Origin of the sequence: Streptomyces roseifaciens (genome assembly GCF_001445655.1) — a bacterium.
GTDB classification, from domain to species: Bacteria; Actinomycetota; Actinomycetes; order Streptomycetales; family Streptomycetaceae; genus Streptomyces; species Streptomyces aureoversilis.
The window spans coordinates 302,643-321,449 of record NZ_LNBE01000002.1; the positions used below are offsets into that span (position 1 = coordinate 302,643).

The following is an 18,807-nucleotide window of genomic DNA, read 5'->3' on the forward strand; positions in this document are numbered from 1 at the left end:
TCAACGGCCCCTCACCCGTCCTCTGCTCCCCTGCCGGGCGCTGAGGTACTGTCACCATCTGTCGCCGGACAGAGCCGGCAGGGCACGGTCGGGGGAAACATGCGGGACACAACGGAGCCGTCCGCAGACCGGCTCCACTTCCAGCTGCTCGGCCCGGTGCGCGCGCTGGCGGACGGTCACCACGTGGACCTGGGCGCGCGCCAGCAGCGCGCCATGCTGGCCGTCCTCCTGCTGCGCGGCGGCGCCACCGTCTCCAGCGACGAGCTCATCGACGCCCTCTGGGGCGAGGCCGCACCGCCCCAGGCCCTCGGCACCGTCCGCACGTACGCCTCGCGCCTGCGCACCCTCCTCGAACCCGGCCGCGCCGCCCGCACTCCCGCCACCGTCCTGGTCTCCGTCTCCGGAGGCTACGCCCTGCGCGTGGCACCCGAGCGCGTCGACGCACGGGTCTTCGAACGCCTCCTCGCCGAGGCCGCCGCCGCCCACGCCGCCGGTGACATCGCGACCGCCCACGCCTCGTACACCGCCGCACTGGACCTCTGGCACGGCACCGCACTAGCCGGTCTCCCCGGCCCCTACTGCGAGCGCCAGCAGGACCGGCTCTCCGAAGCGCGCCTGGCCGCGCAGGAGGGGCTCTTCGAGTGCGCCCTCACCCTCGGCCGCCACGCCGAACTGGTCCCCGAGCTCACCTCGCTCACCGCCGAGCACCCGCTGCGCGAGCGGCTGCGCGCCCAGCTGGTCCTCGCCCTCTACCGCTGCGGCCGTCAGGTCGACGCGCTCGCCGCCTACACCGAGGCGCGGCGGCTGCTGGTCGAGGAGCTCGGCGTCGAACCCGGCCCGGAGCTGACCCGGCTGCACGCCCAGGTGCTCGCCGGCGACCCGGAGCTCGCGCTGCCCGCCGCCGGGGCACCGGCCGCGCCCGGCACCGGCGGGGCGCGCCGCCCCTCCGGAGCCCCCTTCCAGCTGCCCGCCGGCATACCCGACTTCACCGGCCGCGAGGACCTGGTGCGCGAGGTGCACGGCGCGCTCACCGGCGCCGCCGGACCCGCCGTGATGATCGCCATGCTCACCGGCATCGGCGGCGTCGGCAAGACCACCCTCGCCGTCCACGCCGCCCACCTGGCCCGCCCCGGCTTCCCCGACGGCCAGCTCTACGTGGACCTGCGGGGCGCCGGCTCCGACCCCGCCGACAGCGGCAGCGTGCTGGCCCACTTCCTGCAGGCTTTAGACGTCCCCGAGACCGACATCCCCGACGACCTGGAACAACGGGCGGCCCTCTACCGGTCCGTGCTCGCCGACCGGCGCGTGCTCCTCCTCCTCGACAACGCCCGCGACGCCGCCCAGGTCCGCCCGCTGCTGCCCGGCACCGCCGGCTGCGCCGTGCTCGTGACGACCCGCTCCCGGTCCATCACCCTCGGCGGCGCCCGCCACTTCCACATCGGCGTGGCCAGCGAGCCGGAAGCCCTCTCGCTGCTGGCCGCCATCGCCGGCGAGGAGCGGGTCGCCGGCGAGCCGCGCGCCGCCGGGGCCCTGGTCGCCTCGTGCGGCCACCTGCCGCTGGCCGTGCGCATCGTGGCCTCCCGCCTCGCCTCCCGGCCCGGCTGGACCCTCGCCTCGCTCGTCGCCCGCCTCGACGACGAGCGCCGCCGCCTCGACGAGCTGCAGGCCGGCGACCTGACGGTGGAGACCACCTTCCGGCTCGGCTACACCCACCTGCCGTCCGACCAGGCCCGGGCCTTCCGCCTGCTGGCCCTCGCCGACGCCCCCGACCTCCCGCTGGCCGCCGCGGCCGCGCTCCTCGACCGCGACGACTTCACCGCCGAGGACCTGGCCGAGGGCCTCGCCGACGCCGGCATGCTCGAGTCGTACGCCCCCGGGCGCTACCGCTTCCACGACCTCCTGCGGCTCTACGCGCGTCGCCGGGCCGAACGCACGGAGACGCCGCAGGAGCGGAGCGGGGCCGTCTCGCGCCTCGTCGACCACCTGCTCGCCACCGTCGGCAACGCCTCCCGCGTCCTCGAACCCGACCACGCCCTGCACCGCCACCTGCACCCCGCCACCGTCCCCGGCCTCGTCTTCGCCGACGCCGACGAGGCCCGGCAGTGGCTGCGCCGCGAGCACATCACGCTCGCCGCCACCCTCGCCCAGGCCGTACGCGAACTCCCCGGCGCGCTGCGCGCCGCCGGCGACCTGCTGCTCACCTGGTCCGGCCTCATCGAGGGCCCGGCCCACCGCGACGAACTGCGCCGCCTGTCCGAACTGACCGCCGCCGCCGCGCGCGAGGCGGGAGACCCGTGCGTCGAGGCCCGCGCCCGGTACACCCTCGGCAACCTGCACTACCTCACCGACGTGTACGAGGCCGCAGAGCGCGAGCTGTCCGAGGCGCTGCGCCTCGCGGAGGCCGCGGGCGACCCCATGTGCCGCCACCTCGCCGCCAACGCCCTCGGCATACTCTGCTTCGCCACCGACCGCCCCGCGCGTGCCCTGCCCCTGCTGGAACAGGCCCGCATCCTGTGCGACGTCCTGGGCGACCGGGGCAGCGAAGCGCGGGTGCTCGCCAACACCGCCCGCGTCCGCCTCGCCCTGGACCAGCCCCGCGACGCCGAGCGCGACGCCGCCGAGGCCGTCCGCCTCGCCGAGGCCACCGGCAACGGCCCGACCGTCGCCCTGACGCTCTATCAGCACGGCTGCGTGCTCCACAAGACCGGCCACCCCGACCTGGCGGCCCGTCAACTGCGCGATGCGCTCGGCTACTTCATCGAGCAGCAGCAGCGCGGCTGGGAAGGACTGGCCTGGGCGCGCCTCGCGGAGTGCCGGCTGGCCGAGTGGCGCGACAACGATGCCGTCTCCTGCGCCGAGCAGTCCCTGCAGATCGCCCGCGAACTGGGCAAGACCTACTGCCAGGGCCTGGCCCACGCCGTCCTGGGCCGGGCCCTGCCCCGCCTGGGAGACCCGTCCCGCGGCCGGGACCACCTGCGCGAGGCCCTGGCCCTCTTCGAACGGCTCGGCGTCCCGGAGGCGGCCTGGGTCCGCACCCTCCTCGCGGAGACGCCGGCACGGACACCGTGACCCGCAGGCCCGGGCCTTCCGTCAGCGGGCGGCGCGGTTCGAGGCGCCGCCGTTCACCGGCTGGGGGGCCGGGCCGGGATTCGGGAGGTTCTTGAAGAACTCCGAGGACTCGCGGTCGCGGATGCGGAACACGGCGTCGAGGAGGGCGTGCGCCGAGCGGGACGCGCCGTCGGAACGGTCGGAGCCGAGTCCCCCCGCCCGCCAGGCGAGATAGACACGGGTGAGCTCGATCTCGGTCTCCCGCAGCAGGATCCAGGAGACGTCCCAGCGGTAGAGGCTCTTGAGCGCCGTCGTGATCGCCACCAGGAACCCCGCCCCGGAGATGGCCACGGACTTGCCCGGGAAGTCGAGGGCGGTCAGCACGGGCAGGGCCGCGCCGACGAGGATCACCACGGCACCGCTCAGCCGGTAGAGCCGCCGGTGCCACCCGGCGCGGACGTCGTAGAAGTCGATGACGTCCAGGACGTACCGCTCGGCGGCGGCCGTGAAGCCCTCCTCGGAGTTGCGCCACCGGGGCGCGGTCGCTCTCAGGCCCAGTTTCCTCAACACGCTTTTCCCCCACGTTCACAGGGCTGACACGGGCAGGTATCCGGAGAAGAAGACGTTGCTCACCGACTCCCGCGCGGCGCGCTCCTCCTCCGGCGAGTGGACGGTCCATCCGATGACGGGAAGGCCCCGTCGCTGCCAGAAGCGCAGGGCCCGCGACGGCAGGGCGTCCAGTTCGAAGCTGATGAAGCCGGGGCGGGAGACGGCGTTGGTGACCATGGACCGGCCGGCGGCGCGCAGGACCGGCGGCGCGGACCGGAGGGCGCCCGCGATCTGCCCGACCGGCACGCCGGGGAGCATGCGCCCCAGCCGGTGGACCGTTCGGGGGTCGAAGGACTGCACGGCCACGCAGCCGCCGTAGCCGCGGAGCGCCGCGGCCACGGCCCGCTCCAGGCCGGACGCCCCGGCCACGCCCCACCGGCGGACGTCGACCATGACGGGCACGCGGCCGGCCACCACGGCGAGCACCTCGGGAAGCGTGGCGGGCATGTGGGTGGCGAGGGCCGAGGAGGCCACCGCCCGCAGTTCCCCCAGCCGCAGGGCGGTGACGGGCAGTTCGCGGCCGGACGGCAGGCGGACCGCGGCGTCGTGCACGACGGCGAGCGCGCCGTCCCTGGTCAGCTGCACGTCGAGCTCGAAGGGGACGCCGTGCTCGACGGCGCGCCGGAACGCGGCCATCGAGTTCTCCGCCACGGCGTCCGGTCCCCCGTGCAGGCCCCGGTGCGCGATCGGCCGGCTCAGGTGCCAGGGGAGATCTCGCACGGTGCCCTCCGGAGCGGTCGTCACGACGGTGTCGCGGGCCGGGGGGTGTCGCACAGCCGCTGGAATGCCGCGAGCATGCGGGTCTCGGCCCGGGAGAGGGAGTTGTGCACGCCGAGCAGGTGGTGGAGCTCCTCGAAGCGTACCCACGCGTCGCGGTAGCCGAGTCTGCGCAGCGCCTGGACCCGGTCCGGGGAGAAGGACAGCAGACCGGTCAGCGGCCCCAGCGGGCCGGGCGGGACGATGGGCACGCTGGGCCGGATGTCGATGCGGGTGACGCGGCTCGCGGCGTGCGAGCTGACGACGGCGTCCGGGTGCAGGTGGACCACCACCACGACCTCGCAGTGCTCCTGCTCCGCGAAGGCGCGCACCGGTGTCCGGTCGCCGGGGCCGCCGAGCCCGCCGTCGAGGTAGGCGCAGCCGTCGACCACGCGCGAGGGGAAGATGAACGGCAGCGCCGCGCTGGCGAGCACGGCTTCCCGGATCTGGTGGTCGGGATAGCCGTTGATCGGCAGGACGTCGCCCCGCGCACCGCCCAGCCACCGCAGCACCTCCATGAGGTGGCGCAGCCGTACGGGCAGCGACTCCGTGCGGGCCAGCGGGTAGGCGACCACCCACAGGGGCCGGCCGGCCCGGATCGCGGCCGCGTCCACCGCCTCGTTCACCAGCTCCTCCAGCAGGCCGACCCGGCGGCGCAGGCCCAGCAGCCGCGAGGCGAGCAGCCGGGCCTGCCGGGCCGTGCCCTCGGCCGCCGCCCCGGCCGCGTCGAGCGGCAGGCCCTGGTCGGCGAAGGGCGCCACGCCAGACTGCGTGGAGAAGCGCTCCCAGAAATCCGCCAGGCGCTGGGTGCCGGTCTTCAGGTCCGGGGCGCTGACGAGCACGGCGCCGTTGAGGGCGCCGATGCTGGTGCCGGCGACGGCCGCGATGTCGAGGCCCATCTCCGCGAGGTAGTCGCAGACGCCCAGCTCGTAGGCGCCCTTGGCGCCCCCGCCGGCCAGCACCAGGCCGATGCGCAGGGAACCGGCCGGCCGGAACGGCGGCCGGGTCCCGGGCGCCGCGGCGGGGCCGGCCGGGCCCGGTGCCGCCGTGGGCACGGGGGCGGCGTGCCCCGGCGCCACGCTGCTCGCGCGCTCCGCCCACAGGGAGAAGGTGCGCTCGACGTCCTGTGCGTCACTCACGTCCTGCACCGCCCTGTCCGCCGTCGTCGGACTCCGCGAGCTTGCGGAGCCGGATCCGCCGCTGACGCGCCTCCGCGAACTGCTCGGCCACGATGCGCCGCACGAGCTGCTCGACGCTCAGGCTGGACGGCAGGAAGAGGTCGCCGCTGCCGCTGCTGTCGCGCAGCGCGGCCCGCGCGGCCTCGTCGGCCTCGGCACCCTCCACGGCCAGCTCCGCCGCCCGGGCGAGGGCGGACGTCAGCGGCCCGGCCGCGTCCGACAGCTCGTCCGCCACGCCCAGGCCGAGCAGTTCGGCCACCATCAGCCGGTGGTTCTCGCCGGGCAGGTCGCGGACGGCGGTGGTGAGCATGGCCGGCAGCGACTTGACCCCCTCGAACCAGGGCACGGGCGGGTCCTGCAGCATGCGCTCGGTCAACTGCCGCTGCATGAGGGCCTCTCCGCCGCTGAAGGCGTACGTGCCGGCCGGGCCGGAGGCCACCTCGCGGGCGAGCAGGACCGCCCCCACCAGCCAGGGCAGGCCCGGGTCGGGCCGCGGATGGCGCCAGCGGCGGGCGGCGGCGTCCATGGCCGTACGGGCCTCCAGCGCCGCCAGCCGGCGCTCGTGGTCGGACAGGAAGCGGCCCGTGTCACTGGCCAGCCGCGCCAGGACCGCCCCCAGCTCGCCGATCGCGTCCGCCGACCACTGGGTGGACGTCTCGACGCGCTCGATCCGCTTCTTCGCGTCGTGCACCTCTTCCGAGACCTCGGCCACCACGAGATCGGTCACGGTCATCCGCTCGCTGAGGTGCGTCAGCCAGCGCAGCGTGAGCTTCTGGGTGCTCAGCATCCGGTCGCGGACGGTCCGTTCGCGTATGCGGTCGCGGCCGGTCGCGCGGCCGAGCAGACGGGCGAAGAAGCCCTCGCGGGCCCCGGCGCGCGCCAGGTCGTTCGCGGTGTGCAGGTCGTTGGTCAGCTCCAGGAGCAGCCGGTCGTCGACGAGCGGCACGCCACGGGCGACGATCTCCAGGGAGAGCGTGTCCTCGGGGGCCGTCACGGTGCCTCGTCCGGGACCAGGAAGACGAACGCCTTCAGGTGGTGCTCGGGCGCCTCGCCCTTGACGGCGTAGGCCGGTGCGACGACGAAGCCCGGGGACCCGGTGTCCTGTCTGTTGTACGGCTGGTAGTCGCCCTCGGCGAGGGCTTCGATACCGACGTCGAACTGCAGGGCGGCGGGCAGTTCGACGGCGGCCATGTCCCGGACGATGCCGTTGGCCGCGTCCACGGCCTTGCGCAGCCGGGGCTCGACGCCCTCGGTCGCGTAGCCGCGCTCCGCCAGCGCGGACAGCACGCCCTCCGTCGTCGCGGCCGCGCCCTGCTGGGCCGGGGCGAAGAGGAGGTGCACGGTCTCGGCGACGGCGCGCGCCCGTGCGGCCGGCATGCCGCCGGCGATCCGGTCCCACTGCCGGGCGTCCGCGGGGCACAGCTCGCGGGCGAGGTTGCGCAGGTCCTGGTCGACCAGCCGCTGGTAGCGCTCCTTGATCTGGGAGTGGCGCCGGTGCATGTCACTCGGCGCCTCCCCGGTGGCTATGGCGTCGCGGACGCCCGCGGAGCGCAGCCGGTCCAGCAGGGTCTCCACCTGCCGGATCCGGGCCTCCAGGTGTTCCACGCGGGAGGCCATGACCGTCACCCCGTCCGACAGCTGGCCCACCGTCTCCCGCAGGCGCGTGATGTCGTGCTGCGCGGAGACTCCCCTCCTGGACTTGGCGGTCTGCTGCTCGGCCCGCGCGTCCACGCCGTGCTGCCACGACTCCACCGCCACCAGCCGGTCGTGCAGGTCCCGCAGCTGGCCGAGCCACCACTCCTGCGAGTACTGCCCGCTCGTCGCCGCCCGCATGGAGGGGGCGGCGGGCTGCTCCTGGGAGGCCTCGTGCTCGTTCCACCCGTAGTGGTCGTACATGGCTCGGCTCACCTTCCTTGCGAGGTGTCGGGGCGGTCGGTGCTGCCGCGGCCGTAGAGGTCGTCGAAGGCGACCTCGGCGCGGCGGGCGGCTCCGGACCGGCGGTCGCGGACCTCCACTTCGATCTCCGTCGTACCGAAGGAGAACGCGACGTCCAGGGAACGCTGGCTCGTGGGGAGGCCGACCGAGCCCGAGATATCGGGAATGACTTTCCCGATGGCTTCGCAGCCCTCCTCGTCCGTGTATTGCGGGTCGTGTGCGTACGTGGCGTGGATGGTCACCTGGACCGAGGTCCACTTGGGGAATACCGCCACGGTGCTCAGTGCCTGGTGGTCGGTCGGAACGAGATCGCCGCGCCGGGCCATCACGACGAACCGGTCATTGCACTTCTCGTTTCCGTCGTCGTCGATGAAGAATTTCTCCTGGGGGTCGATGCCGTGCCGGAACGGCATGCTGCAGCCGAATCCGTAGGTGTATTTGGAGCGCCTTCCCCAGATGACGGACGGGTCGTAGGCGAAGTGCACGGCCCCGCCGAGAACGGCGACGGCGGGGTCCATCGGCGTGATCACCCGGACTTCGTGGCCGAAGCGCTGGGCGATGCGGTCGCGGAGGTAGGTGGACCGGGCGAATCCGCCCACCAGCAGCATTTGCTCGCGCCCCGTCGGCGGTCCGTCGCCGTGCGCGGCGGCCCGCTGCCGTTCGATGGTGCCGAGGATGGGGCGCACCACGGATTCGAAGAGCTTCGTGACCTCGTGGGCGGTGATCTCGATGTAGTGCGTCTCGCCCGAGGCGAGCACCGTCAGCCGGGACCTGGTCGTCTCGTCGAGGGCGTCCCAGATCTTTCCGGGGATGCTGACGAGCACCGTGTCGCTGATCACGGGGGTGCCGTCGGCGGCGGTCTCGGACACGAGCCGCACCTTCTCGGTCTCCCACTCCGACTCCAGCTGCCCGACCTCCTTGGGGAAGGCGGACACCAGCTGTTTGAGCTGCTGCTCCCCGAAGCGGTCGGTGAGGATGTCGGTGACGAAGGCGTGGTTGACGTAGGCGGAGCCGAGGCGGTCGCCGTCGGCGACGCGGGTCTCCTTGAGCTGTCCGGAGCCGACGCCCTCGGCGCGGATCTGGTAGCTGGTGATGTCGACGGTGCCGCCGCCGCAGTCGACGACCATGAACCGGCTGCCCGGGGTGTCGACCTCCAGCTGCCCCTCGGGGCGGTCCGGGCCGAGCACGGTGCCCGCGTTGAGCGCGCAGTAGACGGCGGCGGCCTCGGGCTCCTGCACCAGGAGCAGCCGCTCGGCGTCCCCCGGGAGCCCGGCCGAGACGGCGGCCGTCCGCATGAACTGCCGGTCGGCCTCGGTCCACATGGCGGGGATGGTCAGGCACCAGCGGATCTCGTCGGCGGTGTAGGCCGCGCCGCCGACCGCGTACCGGCCTATCTGGTCCAGTGCGGCCCCGCGGACGTGCATGAGCATGGCGGTGACGAGGTCCTTGACGGTGTCACGGCGCGCCCCCGCCAGGCGGCCCTGGAAATCCGGGATGTCCGACTTTCCCTCGCGGCCGTGAATGGCCATCTTGAACTTGCTGGCGTAGCCGAAATTCTGGGGGTTCCCGCGGGCGAGTTCGCGGTCCCAGGCATGGCGTGCCTTTTCGCCGAACTTCACCGGCTCGCCCGTCCGGTCGACCAGAACGGCGCTCAGGTCCTTCGGGTAGGTGTGGCCCCCGGATTGCGTGAACGGCTGGTAGACCACGACCCGGTGTCCCGCCGCGTCCTGGAGCGCGGAGACGGTGGCCCAGGCGAATCCGGTGCCGTGCGTTCCGAAATCGATCGCGACGATCACCTTGGGTTTGAAAATCGCACCACGTGTTGACGGCGTCATGGCTCCCCCGAGCTCCGCACAGTTGCCGACAGGTGCTTGAGGGTACACGTCACTCCGGGTGCCCGGGAGTCCATTCGCGGAATGGCTTCCACCTGTACGCGGCGGAGCTCCGCAGAATGGATTCCCTTGGTATCGGCACCGATTGGGGGACGCCGGGAACGGGGGCGGGGGAGCGGCTGCGCTATTCGTAGATATATCCGTTCGATCTTTCTCCGGTGCCGTTCGGTGCGTTATCCCGGCAAACCCCCGTTGATCTCGACGACCTGACCGGTGATGTACGAGGCCCGGTCCGACACCAGGTACGCGACCAGGTCGGCCACCTCCTCCGGGGCGCCCGCCCGGCCGAGCGGTATCCGCTCCAGATGACGCTTCGTCACCGCCTCCGGCAGGCACGCCGTCATGTCGGTGGCGATCAGCCCCGGGGCGACGACGTTGGCGCGGATGCCGTACCTGCCGGCCTCCTTGGCGAGCGAGCGGGTGAAGCCGATGATGCCCGCCTTGGATGCGGAGTAATTGGTCTGCGTCGCACTGCCGCTGACGCCGGCGATGGAGGAGAGGGTGACGATCGCCCCCTTGCGTCGCTTCATCAGCGGGAAGACCGCCGCGCGGCAGATGTTGTACGTGCCGTGCAGGTTGGTCTCGATGACCTCCCGCCACTCCTCGTCGGCCATCAGCGCGAGGGGCCGGTCGCGGGTGATGCCCGCGCAGGTGACGACCGCGCCCGGAGGGCCGAGCTCGCGCACGGCCGCGGTGACGAACTCCCGGGCCGCGGCGGCGTCCGCCACGTCCGCCTGCTGCGCGTACACCCGGACGCCCGCCGCCAGGGCCGCCTTCGCGGTGGCCTCGGCGGCGTCGGAGTGGGAGCGGTAGCAGAAGGCGACGTCGTGACCGTCCTCGGCCAGCCGCGTCACCACCGCCCGCCCGATGCCGCGCGAGCCGCCGGTGACCAGGGCCACCGGCCGCGGTGCGGCACCGGGCGCAGGGCCGCTCCGCGCGGTGCCGGCCGCCGCGCTCATGCCGCGGACCGGCTCGCGACCCGGTCCCGCACCAGCTCGGCGATCCGCCGGAAGGAACCCAGGTCCGCGAGGTCGGAGTCGTCGATGCGGATGCCGTACTGCTCCTCGATGCGCACGGCGATCTCCAGGGAGATCAGCGAGTCCACGTCGAGGTCCTCCTTGAAGCGGGCGTCGTCGGTGACCTCCTCGACGGGGAGTTCGAGGGCGTCGGCGACCACGGTGCGGAGCTCTTCGACGTCGAGGGGGGAGCTCGTGGGCTGAAGGGTCATGGCGGGTCTCCGGATTCGGGGGTCGGGTCTTCGGTACGTGAAACGTGCTCGGGGAAAGGCGAGTCGGATGATCAGGGAGCGGTCAGCAGCAGCGCCGCCGCGGCATCGTCGTGGGCGCTCCCGGCCGAGGCCAGGACCGCGCCGTCCCTCGCGCCGCCTTCCTCGCGGCGGTCGAAGTGCGCGACGGCCGCAGCGCACTGCAGCACGCCCAGGGCCCCGGAGCAGCGGCCGAGCCGGCCCGTCAGGTCGACGGCCGGCGCGCCTGCGGGTGCACCGGTGGCGTCCTCGCCGGTCAGCCACAGGCCGACGGAGGCGGGGGAGGCGCCCTGCAGGACGGCGGTCACCGCCGCCGCCGGGTCCGCGCCGCGCGCGTACGCGCCCTCGCCGACGACGGCCCGCGGCCGGGCGCCGCGTGCCTGCGCCCGTGCCCGCGACTCCAGGACGAGGGCGACCGCGCCGTCGAGGACCGGGCCGCCCAGCAGCTTGGTGACGGCGTCGCCCGACGGCTCGACGCCGATGACGACGGCCGTCTCCGCGCGCCCCGCCGTGAGGGCCCCGCGCGCCCAGTACACGGCGTCGAGCCCGCTCGTGGGGCCGTTGCACAGAGTGATGCTGGGGCCGCGCAGCCCGTGGCGCATGGCGACGGAGCCCGCGATGACGTTGCTGGAGGTCTGCGGAAGGCCGAGGGGGCTCAGGCCGGTCACGGTGTCCCGGGCGATGACGTCGGCGAATGCGCAGACGCTGTCCAGGATGCCGAAGTTGGAGCTGACGAGCACGGCCGTGGTGTCGCCGTCGCCGGTGAAGGCCTTGCCGTCGTGCAGGCCGGCGTCGCGCAGGGCCGGTTCGGCGGCGCGCAGGGCGAGGCGCGAGGCGCGGTCCTTGTGCCGCATCTCGCGGCCGGTGAGCCCGGTGCGCGGGTCGAAGCCGCCCTCGCGCACGGCGCCGAGGAGTTCGTCGGGGAAGGTGAGGCCGGGGACGGCGAGCCCGACGCCGGTGACGACGACCCGGTGGGCCGCGGAGCCGCCCGCCGTCCGGACGGTGCTTGCGCTGTCGCTCATCGCGCCGCCTCCACTATCGCCGCGGCGTTGATCCCGCCGAAGCCGAACGCGTCGATCTGGGCGAGGCCGATGTCGGCCGCGGCCGCCGTGTCCTGGACCAGCCGCAGCCCCGCGGCCTCCTCGACCGGGTCGGCGAGCCCGAGCACCGGCGGCACCGTGCCCTGCCGGAAGGCCAGCGCCGCGACGACCAGGCTCAGCAGCCCCGAGCCGCCCAGCGTGTGGCCGGTCATCGACTTGACGGCCGTCATCAGCGGCCCGCCGCCCCGGTGCCCGGTGCCGGGCCCGAAGATCTGCGAGAGCACCCCGGCCTCGGTGGAGTCGTTCTTGGGGGTGCCGCTGCCGTGCAGCATGACCAGGTCGATGTCCTCGGGGGAGACCCCGGCGCGCCGGTGGGCGTCGCGCACCACCCGGGTGATGCCTTCGGGGTCGGGGGCCGTGGGGTGGTGGGCGTCGCAGTTGATGCCGACGGCCCGCACGCGCGCGTGCACGCGCCGCCCGGGTGATCCGGCGGCCGGGACGCGCTGTACGACGACGGCCACCGCGCCTTCGCCCATCAGCATGCCCTTGTGCGAGCGGTCGAACGGGCGCAGGGCGTCGGGGACGTCGTTCTGCACCCGGTCCAGCGTGCCGAAGGCGCTCTCGCCGATCGCGTCCGTGCCGGCCACCACGACGGTGTCCGCGGCCCCCACCTCGATGAGGTCGGTGGCCATGGCCAGCGCGTACAGCGAGGCGGCGCAGGCGTTGGCGAAGGTGTACGTGCGCGTGGCGCCGAAGGCCTCCCGCAGCGCGGTGCCGAAGTGCAGGGAGGAGGGGGCCAGCGGGGCGCCGGCCCGCCACCACAGCTCGGCGCTGCGCTGTTCCTGGAGGGTCGTGCCGACCAGGACGGGGACGTCGCCGAGGTCGTGGGGGAGGCCCGCGTCGGTGAGGGCCTGGGCGACGGCCTGCTGCAGCCAGCGGGTGGCCCGGCCCGGCTCGTCGGCGCCCGGGCGGGCGCGGTCGTCGACCTCGTACGCCTGCCTGGCCCGGTACTTGGTGGTGTCGAAGGCGCGCAGGCCGGCGAGTCCGCTGCGGCCCGCGCAGAGCGAGCCGAAGATCTCCTGCGGGGTGGCGCCGATGCTCGCGACCGCCCCCATGCCCGTGATGTCCCAGGTCATGACTGTCCCATCCGCTCGCGCAGCCGGTAGGCGGCGAGCTTGCCGGTGGCCGTCGCCGGCAGCACGTCGACGAACTCGAAGCGGCTGGGCCGCTTGTACGGGGCGAGGCGGCTGCGGACGCGGGCCCGGATGGCCCGGCGGACCGTGTCCCGGTCGGTGCCCTTCGCGGTGACCGTGAAGGCCACCGAGCGCTGCAGCCCGTCGGGGTCGGGGGCGCCGACCACCACGCAGTCCGTGACCCCGTCGATCGACCGGACCACGTCCTCGATCTCGCGGGGGACGACCTTGTAGCCGCCGAGGTTGAGGATGTCGTCGGCGCGGCACAGGTAGGCGATGGTGCCGTCGGGGTTCCGGCGGACGACGTCGCCGGTGTACGCGCCGCCCGCGTCGAACGTCACCGCGTCGTCGCCGGCCCGGTCGACGTAGCCGAGGGAGACCGTGGGCCCGGCGATGTGCAGCCGGCCGTCGGTGCCGTCGGGCACCGGCTCGCCGCGGTCGTCGCGGACGGTCACGGTCACCCCGGGCACGGGCAGGCCGGCCAGCCCGTGCAGGGAGCGGTCCGGGGGCGTCGCGACGGCGACGTGCATGACCTCGGTCGCGCCCAGGCAGTTCATGACGTGCGCGCCGAATGCGGCCTCGATGCGCCGGCTCAGCTCGGCCGGGCAGTGCTCGCCGGCGGTCAGGCACAGGCGTACGGACGACAGCGCGTCCGCGTCCAGGCGGTCGGCGGATTCGAGGAGGCCCGCGTACAGGCGCGGCACCGAGCACAGCACGGTCGGCCGGTGCCGGCGCAGGGCGGCGCTCACCGACCGCGGGTCGACGGCGCCGCGGAGGACGACGGCGCTCGCCCCGGCGGCCAGCGTGCACAGCACCGAGCTGCCGAAGCCGTAGCCGAACGACATCCGGGCGGTGGACAGGACGACGTCGTCGGGGCGCAGGCCCAGGACCGCGCCGTAGCCGTCGAGCATGGCGCCGATCCCGGTGGCGGAGTGCCGCACGCCTTTGGGCCGGCCGGTGGAGCCGGAGGTGTACTGGATCAGCCACTCGGCGCCGGCGGGGCGGGGCGCCGCGGGGACGGGCGCTCCGGGCCGGTGGGCGGCCGTGGACCGGCCCGTGGCCAGGCCCTCCCGGACCTGATCACCCGTCAGGGCGGGCAGGTGGGCGAACGCCTCCTGCAGGGAACGCTGCTGGGCCGGCGCCGTGTCGAGGTGGACGACGCCCGCCCCGCAGTCGGCGGCGACGAACCGGATGTCCTCGTCGCCGAGCATCGGGCTCACCGGAACCGGCACGCACCCGTGCCACCACAGCCCCAGCACGGCCACGACCGTGGCCACGGAGTCCTCGGCGACGATCAGCGCGCGGGTGCCGGCCGGCACGCCCAGCGCGTCCAGGGCCCGCGCGTAGCCCTGCGCGGCCTCGTACAGGCGGGCGTACGAGACGGTGCCGGCGTCCGGGTCGGTGTACGCGGTCCGCTCCCCGCGGCCCGCCGCGACGTGGCCGCCGACCAGGCGGTCCACCAGGCCGCCCGCGCGCGGGCCCTTCGCGGCCAGCAGCTCCGCCGCGTCCCGGACGCTGTCCATCCCCGCCGTCTCGTCGTCGCCGAGCGCGACCCCGAAGGTCTGCTCGATGCGCGCCGCGATCTCCACCTTCTCCAGGGAGTCGACCTTCAGGTCCTGGTGGAACGAGGCGTCGGCCCGTACGTCCGCCACGTCGATGTCGAGGACGAACGCCACTATGTCGCGCAGCCGGTCGCCGGTATCGGATTTCCGCACAGGTGGCACTGTGTACTCCTTCTCGCGAACGTACGGCTACCGGTCACTACGGATTCCGGAGCACGCCGGAGGACTTTCCCGAACATAGCCACGGGCCTGTGACGGCCGAACCCGCGGCGGGGGAGTCCGTCAAGTGGAATGCGCCCCGGCCCCGTCCGGCCCCTACTCCCCGCGGTGCAGGGCGACTTGACGGTCTATCCCGCCGCGGTTGGCGGGCCTCCGGACGGCGCGCCTAGCGTCGCCACCGGTGGGCCCGCACAGCGGACTGCCATGTTCCGGCACCCCCCGCCCGCATGCCGATCCGTCCCGAATCCGAGGCCAGGTGAATGATGCCCCTCACATCGCACACGCTCCTCACACCGGAGGCCCGCCTGCGCCTCGTGGACCACCCCGGACTCGGCGGCGGCAACGCCTGGCGCGTGGCCGCCGAGACCAACCCCGCCGCCGACCTGCCGCTCATCGCCGCCGACATCCCGCTGCTCAACACGGACGGCTGGCAGCAGACCGAGTTCAGCCTCGCCCAGCTCGACGGCCTCGCCGAGGCGTGGGCCGCCTGGTACCACGACCGCGGCGTCCGGCCGCGCGACCGCGTCGCCGTCTACATCGAGGACTCCTTCGAGGACCACCTCCACCTCGCCGCCCTCGCCCGCATCGGGGCGATCGCCGTCCTCATCAACGGCCGGATGAAACCGGAACTCGCGCTCGGGCTGATCCGCCGCACCGCCCCCGTCGGCATCTACACCGACGCACCCAGGCTGGCCCTCTTCGCCGGCCGCGAGCGCGAACTGCCCGTCGTCCGCTGGACCTGCACCCGCCAGGACGCGGGCATCCTCGGCAACCGCACCCTGCCCGCCGGGGCCGAGTACCGCCACGGCGCGGACGACCCCGTCGTCATCTGCCACTCCTCGGGCACCACGGGCAACCCCAAGCCCGTCGTGTGGACCCACGCGCAGAGCGTCGCGGGAGCCCGCTACCGACTGGCCAACCCGCCCGGCCCCGAGACCTCCGTCGTCCTCGCCGCCTACCCCCAGTCCCACTCCAGCGCCATCGCCTTCACCTTCTACTCCCTGCTCGCCGGCGTCCCCACCGTCGGCTGGTCCGACCCCACCGGGCCCGGGCTCGCGCGCGGCTGCGCCACCTACCGGCCCGGCGTCGTCCTCGCCTTCAACGAGGCCCTCGCCCACCTCGCGACCCACGGCCCCGACCCGGCGGACTTCACCTCCGTCGAGGTGTGGGTCAACCTCGGCGACTGCGGCCACGACGCCCACATGCGGCGCCTGATGGAGCTCGGCCGCACCACCGCCGGCGACCGCACCGTCCCCGGTTCGGTCATCGATGACGGGCTCGGCTCCTCCGAGCTCGGGTGGGCCGCCCTGCGCCGCGAGATCACCCCCGACAGCCCGCCCCGCGCCCGCCACCTCGGCCGCCGCGTCCCCCTCTCCGAGGTCGCCGTCCTGCGCGAGGACGGCAGCCACGCGGACCCCGGCGAGGTCGGCCTGCTCGGCGTCCGCGGCGACTCCATCGCCCGCGGCTACTGGAACGACTCCGACACCACCTACCGCTCCACCCTCGCCGGCTACTGGCTCTCCGGCGACCTCGTCCACCGCACCGTGGACGGCGATTACTTCCACGTCGACCGCGCCGTCGACTGCATCCGCACCGACGCCGGCGACGGCTACTCGGCCCTGATGGAGGAGGAGATCCTCCTGGGCCTGAAGGAGGTCGCCGACTGCGCGGTCGTCGCCGGGCACGACCGGGACCGGACGGTCCCCGTCGCCCTCGTCCGGCTCTTCGACGGCACCGGGGACGCGGCGGACCTGCTGCGCCGGGCCAACGACGTCCTCGACCGGATCGGCCAGCCCCGGCTCGCCCTGCTGGAGATCGCGGCCTCCCCGGGCGACATCCCCCTCGGCCCCACGGGCAAGGTGCTCAAGCGGCAGCTGCGCGAGAAGTACGTGGCCCTGCAGACCTACCGGCCCGCGGACCCCGCGGCCGTGGCCACGGCCGGCGACGGGACGGCGGTGACGCTCCGATGACGACCGCCGCCCCCCGCCCCGCGAGCCTGCTCGACGTGCCGCCCGAGGACGCCGTCGCCCGGATCAACGCGGCGGGCGAAGGCACCCTGGCCGGCCGGATGGGCATCACCTTCCACGAGGCGACGCCGCAACGCCTGGTCGCCACCATGCCCGTGGCCGGCAACACCCAGCTCTACCGCATGCTCCACGGCGGGGCCTCCGCCGTGCTCGCCGAATCGCTCGGCTCGATCGGCGCCGTCCTGCACGCCGGCGACGGCCACATCGCCGTCGGCGTCGACATCAACGCCACCCACCACCTGGCGGTCCGCAACGGGACCGTCACCGGAGTCGCCACCGCGCTCCACCTCGGCCGGACGACGGCGACCTACGAGGTCGTCATCTCCGACGAGAACGGGCGGCGTCTGTGCACCTCCCGCATCACCTGCGCCATCCACGGCCGACGGAAGAGCCGCTGACCCGCAGCCATTGCGCCCGGCCCCTCCACCCGTAGTCAGCCAGTCAGCCAGTCAGCCAGCCAGTTAGTCAGTCAGCCCCTTCACCCGTACCGACCACAGGTCCGCGAACCGCGCCGTCCGCCGCGCGCGACCGGCGCCGAGGAGCCCCATGACCGACCAACTCGCCCCGCCCGCCGTGGCGGAGGCCCCGACCAAACCGACCGTACGCACCGGACCTACCCTCCTCGTCCTGCTGTCCGCCATGTTCTTCGCCCAGTTCGACTTCTTCGTGGTGAACGTCGCCGCGCCGTCGCTGGAGGAGAGCATCCACGCGGGGCCCGCCGCCCTCGAACTCGTCGTCGGCGGCTACGCCTTCGCCTACGCGGCCGGCATGATCACCGGAGGCCGGCTGGGTGACAAGTACGGCTACCGGAGGCTGTTCGTCATCGGCACGATCGCCTTCGGCATCACCTCGCTGCTGTGCGGCATCGCCGTCAACCCCGAGCAGCTCGTCGCCGCCCGGCTGGCCCAGGGCCTCGCCGGCGCGGTGATGGTCCCGCAGGTCCTCGCCGTGATCACGGCGGACTTCCCCGACGAGCGCAAGCCCAAGGCCATGGCCTGGTACGGCGCCGCCGCCGGCCTCGGCTCCATCGCCGGCCAGGTCCTCGGCGGCGCGCTGATCGCCGCGGACTTCGCCGGGCTCGGCTGGCGGAGCATCTTCCTCATCAACGTGCCGTTCTGCGCGGTGATCGCGGCCGCCGCCATGCGCGTCCTGCCCGCCCAGACCCACCGGCGGCGCATCGGGCTCGACCCCGTCGGGGCGTCCGGCGTCACCCTCGCCCTCGCCCTGCTGCTCGTGCCCCTGACCATGGGCCACACCTCGAACTGGCCGGTGTGGACCTGGGTCAGCATGGCCCTCGCGATCCCCGTCGCCGTGCTGACGCTGGTCTGGGAGCGCACCCTCGCCCGCCGCGGCGGCGACCCCGTGCTCGTCTTCCCGCTGTTCCGCAGCCCCTCCTTCCGGGGCGGCGTGATCGCGAGCGTCGCGTTCATGGTCTACTTCGGCAGCTTCATGTTCACGCTCACCCTGCTGCTGCAGTCCGGCATGGACCTCGGCCCGTTCCAGGCGGGCCTGGTGTTCTCCCCGATGGGCATCCTCTTCACCGCCACCTCGATGATCGGCGGCAGGCTCACCGACCGCTGGGGCATGAGCGCCCTCGTCGTCAGCAGCGCCGTGATCGTGCTGGGCCTGGTGGCCCTGGCCGTACGGCTGTACGCGGCCGGCCCCGACACCGGCCTGCCGTGGATCGTGCTGTGCCTGTGCCTGATCGGCGCCGGCAACGGCGTCGTCCTGCCCGCCCTCTTCGGCGCCGCGCTGATGCGGGTCAGGGCCCAGGACGCGGGCATCGCCTCCGGCATCCTCACCACCACCCAGCAGTTCGCGAGCGCCGCCGGCGTCGCCGTCGTCGGCGCGGTGTTCTTCGCCGTCGCCGGCAAGCACGCCACCGCCGCGAGCTGGGCCGACGCCATGGCCTGGGCCACCGCGATCAGCGTGCTGATGGTCCTCGTCGTGATGTGGATGACGTGGACCTTCCGGCGCTTCGCCGGCGGGGAACGGCCCGCCGAGGTTCCCGCCGCGCACGTCTGACCACCACCACGGCACCACAGGGGTGCGGCTCTCCTCGCAGCCTTCCGCAAGGAGAGCCG

General features: G+C 74.2%; 15 protein-coding genes. 4 read left to right on the forward strand and 11 right to left on the reverse strand.

From position 1 onward, the window contains the following. The first annotated feature begins 99 nt into the window (after positions 1-99). Complete coding sequence (locus tag AS857_RS03170) at positions 100-3,069, forward strand: AfsR/SARP family transcriptional regulator (RefSeq protein WP_058041554.1); 2,970 nt, start codon at positions 100-102, stop codon at positions 3,067-3,069. A gap of 21 nt (positions 3,070-3,090) precedes the next feature. On the opposite strand, the gene AS857_RS03175 is transcribed toward AS857_RS03170, so the two are convergent. The 11 genes from AS857_RS03175 to AS857_RS03225 form a co-directional block, all read right to left on the reverse strand. Then, a complete protein-coding gene (locus AS857_RS03175; protein WP_058041555.1) occupies positions 3,091-3,615 on the reverse strand; it encodes a DUF4231 domain-containing protein in 525 nt (174 codons plus the stop codon). A gap of 18 nt (positions 3,616-3,633) precedes the next feature. Beyond that, the gene (locus AS857_RS03180; RefSeq protein ID WP_058042072.1) at positions 3,634-4,377 is read right to left on the reverse strand and encodes a glycerophosphodiester phosphodiesterase family protein; all 744 of its coding nucleotides are present in this window, start codon (positions 4,375-4,377) and stop codon (positions 3,634-3,636) included. Positions 4,378-4,397: 20 nt separating this feature from the next. Continuing rightward, positions 4,398-5,552, reverse strand: a complete 1,155-nt coding sequence (locus tag AS857_RS03185) for a patatin-like phospholipase family protein (protein WP_160330174.1) — start codon at positions 5,550-5,552, stop codon at positions 4,398-4,400. Next, positions 5,545-6,585 (reverse strand): hypothetical protein, encoded by a 1,041-nt coding sequence (locus AS857_RS03190; protein WP_058041557.1) that lies wholly within the window; start codon positions 6,583-6,585, stop codon positions 5,545-5,547. The genes AS857_RS03185 and AS857_RS03190 overlap by 8 nt, the downstream gene beginning before the upstream one ends. Next, positions 6,582-7,487: a hypothetical protein gene (locus AS857_RS03195; RefSeq protein WP_058041558.1), complete on the reverse strand. Its 906-nt coding sequence runs from the start codon at positions 7,485-7,487 to the stop codon at positions 6,582-6,584. Before AS857_RS03195 ends, AS857_RS03190 begins: the two co-directional genes overlap by 4 nt. Positions 7,488-7,495: 8 nt before the next feature. Continuing rightward, a complete protein-coding gene (locus tag AS857_RS03200; RefSeq protein ID WP_058041559.1) occupies positions 7,496-9,322 on the reverse strand; it encodes an Hsp70 family protein in 1,827 nt (608 codons plus the stop codon). A 269-nt stretch (positions 9,323-9,591) separates the two neighbouring features. Then, positions 9,592-10,377: a 3-oxoacyl-ACP reductase FabG gene (gene fabG / locus AS857_RS03205; protein ID WP_058041560.1), complete on the reverse strand. Its 786-nt coding sequence runs from the start codon at positions 10,375-10,377 to the stop codon at positions 9,592-9,594. Further along, positions 10,374-10,646 carry an acyl carrier protein gene (locus tag AS857_RS03210; protein ID WP_058041561.1) on the reverse strand — a complete coding sequence of 91 codons (273 nt, stop codon included), beginning with the start codon at positions 10,644-10,646 and terminating at the stop codon, positions 10,374-10,376. The genes fabG and AS857_RS03210 overlap by 4 nt, the downstream gene beginning before the upstream one ends. Before the next feature lie 71 nt (positions 10,647-10,717). Continuing rightward, entirely contained in the window at positions 10,718-11,704 is a 987-nt protein-coding gene (locus AS857_RS03215) for a beta-ketoacyl synthase N-terminal-like domain-containing protein (RefSeq protein ID WP_058041562.1), read from the reverse strand. Beyond that, positions 11,701-12,858 carry a beta-ketoacyl-[acyl-carrier-protein] synthase family protein gene (locus AS857_RS03220; RefSeq protein WP_058041563.1) on the reverse strand — a complete coding sequence of 386 codons (1,158 nt, stop codon included), beginning with the start codon at positions 12,856-12,858 and terminating at the stop codon, positions 11,701-11,703. The genes AS857_RS03215 and AS857_RS03220 overlap by 4 nt, the downstream gene beginning before the upstream one ends. Further along, positions 12,855-14,630, reverse strand: coding sequence for an AMP-binding protein (locus tag AS857_RS03225; protein ID WP_245699563.1), 1,776 nt, complete (start codon positions 14,628-14,630; stop codon positions 12,855-12,857). Before AS857_RS03225 ends, AS857_RS03220 begins: the two co-directional genes overlap by 4 nt. Positions 14,631-14,956: 326 nt before the next feature. Here AS857_RS03225 and AS857_RS03230 point away from each other — a divergent pair, with 326 nt between their 5' ends. From AS857_RS03230 to AS857_RS03240, 3 genes are all read left to right on the forward strand, one after another. After that, the gene (locus AS857_RS03230) at positions 14,957-16,666 is read left to right on the forward strand and encodes a class I adenylate-forming enzyme family protein (RefSeq protein WP_245699564.1); all 1,710 of its coding nucleotides are present in this window, start codon (positions 14,957-14,959) and stop codon (positions 16,664-16,666) included. Beyond that, entirely contained in the window at positions 16,663-17,121 is a 459-nt protein-coding gene (locus AS857_RS03235) for a hotdog fold thioesterase (RefSeq protein ID WP_058041564.1), read from the forward strand. Before AS857_RS03230 ends, AS857_RS03235 begins: the two co-directional genes overlap by 4 nt. A gap of 148 nt (positions 17,122-17,269) precedes the next feature. Then, positions 17,270-18,748, forward strand: a complete 1,479-nt coding sequence (locus tag AS857_RS03240; protein ID WP_058041565.1) for an MFS transporter — start codon at positions 17,270-17,272, stop codon at positions 18,746-18,748. The last annotated feature ends 59 nt before the right edge of the window (positions 18,749-18,807 follow it).

Bases quoted from the DNA above. Each gene is read 5' to 3' on its own strand.
- AS857_RS03170 (WP_058041554.1), top strand. From the start codon at position 100: ATGCGGGACACAACGGAGCCGTCCGCAGACCGGCTCCACTTCCAGCTG.
- AS857_RS03195 (WP_058041558.1), bottom strand. From the start codon at position 7,487: ATGTACGACCACTACGGGTGGAACGAGCACGAGGCCTCCCAGGAGCAG.
- fabG (WP_058041560.1), bottom strand. From the start codon at position 10,377: ATGAGCGCGGCGGCCGGCACCGCGCGGAGCGGCCCTGCGCCCGGTGCC.
- AS857_RS03210 (WP_058041561.1), bottom strand. From the start codon at position 10,646: ATGACCCTTCAGCCCACGAGCTCCCCCCTCGACGTCGAAGAGCTCCGC.
- AS857_RS03215 (WP_058041562.1), bottom strand. From the start codon at position 11,704: ATGAGCGACAGCGCAAGCACCGTCCGGACGGCGGGCGGCTCCGCGGCC.
- AS857_RS03220 (WP_058041563.1), bottom strand. From the start codon at position 12,858: ATGACCTGGGACATCACGGGCATGGGGGCGGTCGCGAGCATCGGCGCC.
- AS857_RS03230 (WP_245699564.1), top strand. From the start codon at position 14,957: ATGATGCCCCTCACATCGCACACGCTCCTCACACCGGAGGCCCGCCTG.
- AS857_RS03235 (WP_058041564.1), top strand. From the start codon at position 16,663: ATGACGACCGCCGCCCCCCGCCCCGCGAGCCTGCTCGACGTGCCGCCC.
- AS857_RS03240 (WP_058041565.1), top strand. From the start codon at position 17,270: ATGACCGACCAACTCGCCCCGCCCGCCGTGGCGGAGGCCCCGACCAAA.